This is a genomic window from Kitasatospora sp. NPDC002522 (assembly GCF_053595195.1).
The window spans coordinates 1-9,303 of sequence record NZ_JBSFXE010000085.1 but is presented as its reverse complement, the minus strand read 5'-3'; the positions used below and the strand labels follow the sequence as shown (position 1 = coordinate 9,303).

Annotated in this window: 3 protein-coding genes and 1 pseudogene; 2 read left to right on the top strand and 2 right to left on the bottom strand. The window is 71.8% G+C overall.

Features of this window, described 5'->3' with window-relative positions; translation table 11 throughout:
• Positions 1-268: 268 nt before the first annotated feature.
• Both ACWD4U_RS34310 and ACWD4U_RS34305 read left to right on the top strand, forming a co-directional pair.
• Entirely contained in the window at positions 269-7,723 is a 7,455-nt protein-coding gene (locus ACWD4U_RS34310; RefSeq protein WP_363462106.1) for a DUF6531 domain-containing protein, read from the top strand.
• Positions 7,720-8,121, top strand: coding sequence for a hypothetical protein (locus ACWD4U_RS34305; RefSeq protein ID WP_363462104.1), 402 nt, complete (start codon positions 7,720-7,722; stop codon positions 8,119-8,121). Before ACWD4U_RS34310 ends, ACWD4U_RS34305 begins: the two co-directional genes overlap by 4 nt.
• Before the next feature lie 7 nt (positions 8,122-8,128).
• Here the strand turns inward: ACWD4U_RS34305 and ACWD4U_RS34300 are convergent, their stop codons facing one another.
• Both ACWD4U_RS34300 and ACWD4U_RS34295 read right to left on the bottom strand, forming a co-directional pair.
• Positions 8,129-9,046, bottom strand: a complete 918-nt coding sequence (locus ACWD4U_RS34300) for an ROK family protein (protein ID WP_363462102.1) — start codon at positions 9,044-9,046, stop codon at positions 8,129-8,131.
• Between the two features lie 77 nt (positions 9,047-9,123).
• Positions 9,124-9,303 (bottom strand): annotated as a pseudogene (locus ACWD4U_RS34295) (amino acid permease); the annotation flags it as partial.

Genomic DNA, 9,303 nt, shown 5'->3' with positions numbered 1-9,303 from the left:
ACGAGGACTTCGACCCCACCACCGCCGCCGACCGCGGCATGGCCTTCGAACACCTCGACCAACTCGCCCTGGAACACCTCCTCGGCGCCCGCTGAGCCCCGGCCGGAACGCCCCGGCCGCCACCAGGGCCGATAAGACGGAAGGCGACGTTCCGTCACTTTCCGTTCAGGCGCGGAATGTTCATGACTCGTCCATGTCCATGTCACTGGGCTCCGACACCCTGTGGTGCTCCTGTGACCGGTGAGACGGGGATGAAGTGGGCTGTGGCGTGGGTGTGTTGAGACGGTCGTTGTTGGTGGTCGGCGTGATCCTGGCGCTGGTCGGAAGCCTGGTCCAGGGGGTGCGCACGGCGGCGGCCGCCGACCGGGGGTCGGTGTCCGCGCCGCAGCCGCTGAAGGTGCGGGAGCACGCGCCGGGGCGGATCTCCGCGCCACAGCCGCCCGCCCACACGGACCGGCCCACCCAGGACCCCGCCGCGCCGGGCAGCGCGCGGCAGAAGGCCGTGGCGGCGTTCGACGCCGAGGTGACGGCCCGTCAACAGCCGGCCCCGGGCCCGCTGTGGGCGGGCCGGGCGCCGCAGCCGGCGCCCGCGCCGTCCGCGCAGCTCGTCGAACCGGCGCCGGCCGGCCAGGGCGGCGGCCGGACCACCACCGCGCGGACCGCCGCGTTCGTCGAGCCGCTCGGCAGCGCCGGGGCGGCGGCGACCGTCACCCCCGCGGGCTCGACCTACGGCGTGTCCTACGCGCCGGTGACGCCGCCCGCCGTCAACCCGCGGTACGACACCTTCGGCCGCGAGGTGGTGAAGGTGACCAACACCTCGGCGCTCACGTGGCCGGCGCACTCGCTGTCGCTGGACTACCACATGTACTGGTCGGACCAGTCGATCTACAACGACAACGGCATCGGTACCGAGATCACCGTGTCCGTGCCCCCGGGCGCCTCGGTGACGGTGACCGGCGTCTTCGAGGAGATGCCCGCCGGGAACTTCCTGCTCGCCTGGGACCTGCGGCGCCTGTCCGACAACACCTTCTACAAGGCCCTCGGCATCCCGACCGCCCAGCCGGTCGAGATCAACGTGCCGCACTACGCGCCGTCCGCCGCGCTCTCCGGGCCGCTGCTCAACCAGGCCGTGGACACCCGCACGCCGTACCTCACCGTCAACGCCTACGGGGACAACACCCAGCAGAACTGGGTGCTGTTCCAGGTCTGCCCGACCACCGACACCAACGGTCCGGACTGCGTCGACTCGCTCGCGCAGAAGGTCAACCTGCCGGCCGGCGAGTTCTTCGCGCCGGTCTCCTGGCAGCCGACGCTGAAGTGGAACCAGCAGTACTACTGGCACGCCAAGATCTTCGACTCCACCTACCCCGCGGGCAACGCCCCGTGGTCGCCGCTGTCGCCGTTCACCGTGGTGGTGGCGCCGGCCGACGGCGACCACTTCGGGCCGGGCAACGCCGACCCGATCGGCGTCGACCTGTTCCAGGGCAACTACAGCCGCACCGAGACCGACTTCTCGCTGCCCGCCAACGGCACCGTCTTCTCCGTCAACCGGACCTACAACAGCGCCAACGCCAACCCCGGCGTGTTCGGCACGGGTTGGTCCTCGGTGCTGGACGTCCGTCAGGTCACCGACAGCGACGGCAAGTTGATCGTCACCTACCCGGACGGCCGCCAACTGCGCTACGGCCAGAACGCGGACGGCACCTGGACCGCCTCGTACGGCCAGCAGGACGAGGCCCGCAGCATCACCAAGGGCCTGGTGCTGATGCCGGACGGCACCGAGTACACCTTCACGGCGAGCGGCGCGCTGCAGAGTGTGCGCGCGCCCGGCATGCAGACCGTGTACCTCAACTACGGCGGCACCGGCGGCAAGTTGAGCCGCCTGGACCTGGGCACGCACCGCCAGCTGTACGTCACCTGGAACGCCACCGGCCAGATCGCCTCGCTCTCCACCTCGGGCACCGCGAACCGTGCGAGCGGCGTGCAGACCTGGACGTACACCTACACCGCCAACCGGCTGACCTCGGCGTGCAACCCGCGCTGGGACGTCTCCGCCTGCTCGAACTACGAGTACACCGGCACCGGTTCACGCCTCAGCAAGATCACCCCGCCGAACGGTTCCACCGAAGCCGTCACCATCGGCTACGAGACCAACGGCCGCACCTCCTGGGTCGCCTTCGCCGACCCCGCGGTCAACGGCGACCACTGGGGCTACACCAAGCAGGCCGCGGTCGACCCGGGCGCGGCGTTCGTGGTCTCGGTGCTCCAGCCGACCGGCATCACCACGTCCTACCAGTTCGGCACCATGGGCCAGTTGCTCAACCGCTGGCACGGCGGCACCAAGCCGACGCCGTCGAACAACACGGTGTGGACGTACGGGGTGGACGGCAAGGTCGACAAGGTCAAGGACGAGAACCAGAACCTGACCTGGTACGACTACGACGACCAGGGACACCTGGCGAGCGTGCAGAAGCTCCGCGAGACCGGCTACGTGGTGTCGACCGTCTACCACTACTACGGCGAGCAGGCCGGCGAGTCCAAGGACCCCAAGGACCCGCGGGCCGGCCGGATCACCTGGTTCCAGGACGCGAACCGCAACACCACCACGCTCACCTACAACGCGCGCGGCATGCTGGTCTCGCAGTCCGAGCCGGTGGGGTACGGCACCGCCGACCCGCCGGCCAGCACCTTCCACTACACCTGTGAGGACACCAACTGGCTGGCCGGCTCCGCCCCGTTCGTGGTCGACGACCAGCAGGACGGCTCGGCGCTGCAGCCCTGCGGCATGCTCGCCTCGGTCACCGACGCCGAGGGCCGCACCACCCGCTACGGGTACGACGAGTGGGGTGAGCAGACCCGGATCACCTCCCCGAGCGGGGCGCTGATCGACCAGTTCTACGACGGCCTGGGCCACCTGACCCGCAAGGTCACCACCCAGCCCGACGGCACCGGCGCCGCCCGCACCGACTACACCTACGACGGCGTCGGGCACCTGCTGACCGAGACCGGCCCGGCGGTGCGCAACCCGGTCACCGGGGTGACGCACCAGAAGAAGACCACCAACGGCTACGACAAGGACGGCAACCTGCTGTCCAGCGCGGTCTCCGACACCACCCCGGCGGCCTCCGGCGGCGACGCCACCCGCACCACCACCTACGGCTACGACGTCCGCGGCCGGCAGACCACCGTGTCGGTGAACGGCAGCGTCACCGGCAAGCGCACCTACGACGGCGACGGGAACGTCCTCACCAGCACCGACGCCGACGGCAGGATCTACGAGTACCACTACGACGGCGACCGCGGCCTGCTCAGCACGATCGCGTTCCCGAACTGGCTGGACGACAGCCCGGGCGCCGTCCAGCGGACCGTGCCGATCGCCAACTACTACTACGACCCGGCGGGCCGGGTCAGCGCGGTGATCGACCCGATGGGCGCCGAGGTCGACTACACCTACACCCCGGACGACCTGAAGCTCACCGAGTCCTTCCTGAACTTCAAGGACACTCCGAACGCCACGCCCCGCACCCTGGAACTGCACCACTACGAGTACGACGACAACGGCAACGTCACCAAGGACACCGCCGGCGGCACCCGGGTCTCCACCTACACCTACAACCGGGCCGACCAGCGCACCGGTACGACCGTCGACCCGGGCGGCCTGAACCGGACCAGCACCACCACCTACAGCCCGACCGGCCAGGTCACGGGCACCGGCCTCACCGACGGCCGCGGGCACACCGAGTCCACCGTCAACCGCTACGACCCGGCGGGCCGCCTGACCCGCACCGCGGTCCACAACGACGCCACCCCGGACCTGGTGACCGCCTACGTCCGCGACGGCAACGGCCTGCCGCTGGCCGTCACCGACCCGCGCGGCGTGGCGAACCTCGACGCCGTCCCGGACCCGGCGTTCACCGTCACCAACGCCTACGACGTGCTCGGCCGGCTGAGCAGCAGCACCGCCCCGCAGGTCGCCGTCGAGGACGGCAGCGGCGCGGCGGCGACGAGCGGCTCCCCGGTCGAGCTGCGCGGCTACGACACCTTCGGCGAGCTGACCGACGTCAAGGACGCCCGCGGGGACGTCACGCACACCGGTTTCGACGCGCGCGGCCGCCGGGTGCGGGTCGACCACCCGTCCTCCACCGAGCCCGACGGCACCGTGGTCAAGCCGTTCGAGAAGTGGACCTACGACGGCAACGGCAACGTCCTGGTGCACACCGGCCGCCTCGGCGAGACCAGCACCACCGTCTACGACGCCCGCAACCGGCCGCTCACGGTGACCACCTCGGCCGCCGTGTCCGGCGGGCCGCAGGGCGTCACCCACTACACCTGGGACGACGGCGGCCACCTGATCGCCTCGGTCAGCCCGGCCGGCACCATGCGCTACTACTCGTACGACCTGATGGGGCGGATGACCGACTCCACCCTGACGGAGCGTTACGTCGACGACGGCTCCGGCGAGGCCAGCGACTACGTCTCGGCGTACCGCTGGGACCAGTTCGGCGACCTGCTGAGCGACTCCCTGTCGGTGCCGAACGCCACGCTGACCTACAACGCGGCCGGCGAGGTCGCCACCTCCACCACCTACAAGTACGGCACCACCAGCTTCGAGCGCGACGTCGCGGGCCGACTCACCAAGGTCACCGACCCGACGGGGCGGCACACCGACCTCGGCTACGACCTCGCGGGCCGGCGCACCTCCACCGCGGTGGTCGCCGCCGACGGCACGGTCGCCGCCCGGACCGCCTACCACTACGACGCGGCGGGCAACCCGGTCGACGTCACCGACCCGAACCAGCACACCTGGCACGCCGACTACGACGCGCTCGGCCGGCTCAGCAAGCTCACCGACCCGACCCCGACCGACGTCAACGGCACCGTCCTGGCCGCGCCGACCACCTCCTTCGGCTACGACGCGGGCGGCAACCGCACCCGACAGACCGACGGGAACCAGCACTCCACCTACACCTCCTACAACGCCTGGGACCTGCCCTCGGTCCGGCTGGACCCGGCCACCGCCGCGCACCCGGCCGCCACCGACCGGACCAGCACCGTCAGCTACAACGCGGCCGGCGAGCCCCGCACCCTCACCCAGCCCGGCGGCGTCAGCGTCGGCTTCGGCTACGACCTGCTCGGCCGGGTCACCTCGCAGAGCGGCTCGGGCGCCGAGAGCGCCACCCAGAACCGCCAGTTCGGCTACGACGTGGCCGGCCGGCTGACCTCGCTGACCAGCCCCACCGGCAACGAGACGCTCACCTGGGACGACCAGGACAAGCTGTACGCGTACACCCGCGCCGGGCTGAACGGCGCGGCCGCCACCACCTACCAGTACGAATACGACCCGCGCGGCCAGCTCTCCAAGCGCACCGGCCCGGACGGCACCACCACTTTCGTCTTCGACTCCAACGGCCAGGTGTTCCGCTCCAACGACAGCCTCACCGGCACCAACCGGTACTACACCTACGACGGCGCCGGCCGACTGACCGGCGAGCAGGACAAGAACGCGGCCAACGCCGTCACCGGCAGCTACGCGTACACCTACGACGCGCTCGACCACCCGCTCAGCCAGCAGTCCTTCGACGCCACCGGCGCCCAGACCGGCCGGATCGGCTACACCTGGGACGGCAACGGCAACCAGCTGACCGCCACCGGCACCGGCGCGCTCTCCGGCCAGTCCGACCGCAGCTACCGCTACGACGAGGACAACCGCCTGCTCGCCGCCGTCGACACCGCCGGCGGGCAGTCCACCGAGACCGACTACGGCTGGGACGGCGCGGGCAACCGCACCTCACAGACCGTCAGCACCCTGGTGGGCGGCGCCCGGACCAACCCGGTCACCACCACCGCGCAGTACGACGAACGCAACCGCCTGCTGCGCACCGACAGCCCGACCACCTCCACCAGCTACCAGTGGAAGGCCCGCGGCACCCTCGCCTCGGTCACCAGCACCCCGCTGCCCGGCGGCATCCCCACCACTGTCACCAGCTCGTACGACGCCTTCAACCAGATGATCGGCGACGGCGCCGCCCAGAACGGCTACGACGCACTCGGCCGGCTGGTGCAGAGCGGCGGGTCGACGCTGTCCTACGACGGCCTGGAGAGCGAGCCCGCCTCGGACGGCAACTGGCTGTACGTCAGGGACGCCGCACAGCGCCCGGTCGCCGCCAAGTCGACGTCGGGCACGGCGAGTTCGCTGCTGAGCAACGCCCACCACGACGTCATCGGCACGGTCGACCCGGTCACCGGCGCCGCCACCGGCACCCGCTCCTACGGCGCCTTCGGCGAGCGCGGCGCCACCACCGGCGCGGGCACCCCGCTCGGCTACCAGGGCGGCTGGACCGCCGCCTCCGGCAAGGTCGACGCCCGCTCCCGCTGGTACGACCCGTCCACCGGCTCGTTCCTCAGCCGCGACACCGCCCCCGGCGCGATCTCCGGCGCCGCCACCGCCAACGCGTACGCCTACGGCGGCGCCAACCCCACCAGCTACTACGACCCGACCGGCCACAACAGCATCCTGGGCTCCATCACCGGCGCCTTCGAGGACATCGTCAGCGGTCTCGGCGACGTCGAGGCGGCCGGCGAGCGGATCATCGCCGAGGCCGGCGGCTACGTCGCCGACGCCCTCCCGGAGATCGCCGAGGCCGCCGGCACCGCCCTCGCCGAAGCCGGCGTCGACATCGCGGCCGGTGCGGCCTGCGTGGTCGGCTGCGTCGAGGCGCTGGTGGTCGGCGCGGTCGTGGTGGTCGTGGTCAGCGGGGTGTACTACACCCTCGAGGTCGGCGCCGACGGCAGCCTGTTCAACGAGGGCGCCACCTCCTCCGCCCCCGACCCCGGACCGACCCCCACCGGCCAGCAGCCGCCGGTCGACCCCCCGAAGGCCGACCCGGGCCCGCCGACCACCGTGCAGAAGGTCACCACCCACGCGCGCTCCACCGAGCGCTGGCAGACCACCACCACCTGGTACGACGACACCTACCTCTACACCCGCACCGACAAGTACGTGCAGACCACCGTCTACACGTACGTCAACGGGGTGCAGACCGGCGAGCCGCAGATCTCGATCTCCCACACCTGGTCGATGGTCGCGCAGCTGCTGGTCGACCTCGACCATCCGATCAAGACCCCCACGCCGAAGCCCGGCAAGCCGACCCAACCGACCGCCGGCCAGGGCGGTCCCGGCGCCGGAACCTCCTGCGGCAACGGCGGGACACCGCAGTCCTGCCTGACGCCGGCCTCCAGCGGGCCCAAACTCCAGACCGGCGGCCACAAGGGCGGCGGCGGCCCGATCGGCGGCCCGTACACCCTCAACGGCGACTGCAACCCGCTCTCCGGCGAGCCCCGCGACGCCGACGGGAACTGGCAGTCGACCGACAACGGCGTCGCCGAGGTGGCCAACGCGATCGAGCAGCTCTACCCGGGCCACGTGATGGCGATCAACGTCAAGTTCCTCCGGGCGGACGGCACCGTGCACGCCGAGTACGACATCGAGACCCAGAACTCGGTCATCGAGGTCAAGTACCCCGGCGTGACGCCGAGCGGCAAGAAGGGCGGAGGCCGCGCCAACGGCTCGGCGAGTAAGATCGGCAACAAGATGGACTGCACCGACAAGCCGGTGATCGTGTACGGCCCGAGGATCCAGCAGGCGGTCATCAACAACATCCAGGCGGCCGGCGGCCTCGCCACCAACAGCCTGGACGACCTCCTGGCGGTGATCGCACCATGAACAACCTGATGATCTGTCTGCCCGCGTCCGTCAAGCTGGCGGAGATCGCCGAGGCGCTCTCCACCCTGGACGTCGTCGTCCCCGACCGCGACTCCCTCGCGGTCGGGGTCGGCCCCGACGGTGTCCGCCTCCTGGTCGACACCGACCGCGAGCTGGACTCCGAGTACACGGCGGACCAACTCGCCCTGATCGCCGACCTGGTCGGCCCCTACACCGGCCTGATCCTCCCGTACCACGGCCTCGACACCGCCAAGCGGATCGCCGGCGCGCTCGCCGCGCGCTTCCCCTGCGTCGTCGACACCGACTGGACGTTCTTCGGCTCGGGCGAGGAGTTCCTCGCCCGGCTGGCGGCCGACCCGGACTGGGACTGGTGGGTCGGGGCGGACGAGGACGGCTGACGTCCCATCAGCGGGAGGAGCGCACCTGGTCCAGTGCCAGCGTGATCGCGCCGTGCAGGGAGGCGTCCGCGGTGAAACGGGCGGGCAGCACGGCGGGCGGGAACGGGACGGCGCGGGCCAGGTGCGCGGCGAGGGCGGGCAGCAGGGTTTGCTGAGCGGCCATCATGCCGCCGCCCACGACCAGGCGTTCGGGATCGAGCAGGACGGCGATGTTGGCGACCGCGGTGGCCAGCACGCCGAGCACCTCCCGCGCCAGCCGGTCCGCGGCGGGGTCGGTGCGGGTGAACAGCTGCTCGGCGGTGAACGCCTCGCCGATCTCCGCCGCCGCCCGCTCCGCGATGGCCTTGCCGCCGACCAGCTCCTCCAACGGGGCCCGGCCGTCGACGAACAGGCCGTCGCCGTGGCCCGGGTCGAGGTAGCCGATCTCCCCGGCGGCCTGGTGCGCACCCGCCAGCACCCGGCCGCCGACCGTCACCGCGGCGGCGATGCCGGTGCCCAGGCTCAGGTAGACGCCGGGCTCCGCGCCCCGCAGCGCGCCGCGCCGCAGCTCCGCCAGAGCGCCGGCCCGGACGTCGTTGGCGATCGCGACGGCGGGTACGTCCAGTTCGCGGCGCAGCCGCTCCGCCAGCGCGAGCCGCTCCCAGCCGGGCAGGTTCGGCGTCAGCAGGATCCGGTCCGGCTGGATCACGCCGGGGCTGACGGCCGCGTACCCGGCGACCTCGAGGGAGTACACGGTCGTTGCGTGCCGGGTGAGTTCGCGGACCGCGTCGGCGGTCCGGGCGAGGATCTGGTCCGGTCCCTCGGCGGCGCGGGTGGCCAACCGGATCCGCCGCAGCGGCGTACCGGCGGCATCGGCGAGCGCGATCTCGGTCTTGGTGCCACCGAAGTCGATGCCGATCACGACGTGGTCGGGGTGCGTGGTCAAAGGCGGGTCCTCACCTGGGTGGGCCGGCGCCCGGGCTGTGCGGGGCCCGGGCGCCGGTTCGCTCGCGACTGCGTCGGTCAGGCGGCGGTCTCGACGCTCTGGCCCTCCTGTTGGGCGGTCAGGTACTCCTCGCGGATCTCCTTCGGGCCGAACGGCCAGGCGCCCTCGAGCCGCGACCAGACCAGGTACGCCCCCACCCCGAGCGCCACCCACACCAGCGACCACTCGATCGGATGCACCCCCGGATTCGCCTTGTC

What these genes read in the sequence shown, in the direction of transcription:
- ACWD4U_RS34305 (WP_363462104.1), top strand. Translation starts at nt 7,720, where the DNA reads ATGAACAACCTGATGATCTGTCTGCCCGCGTCCGTCAAGCTGGCGGAG.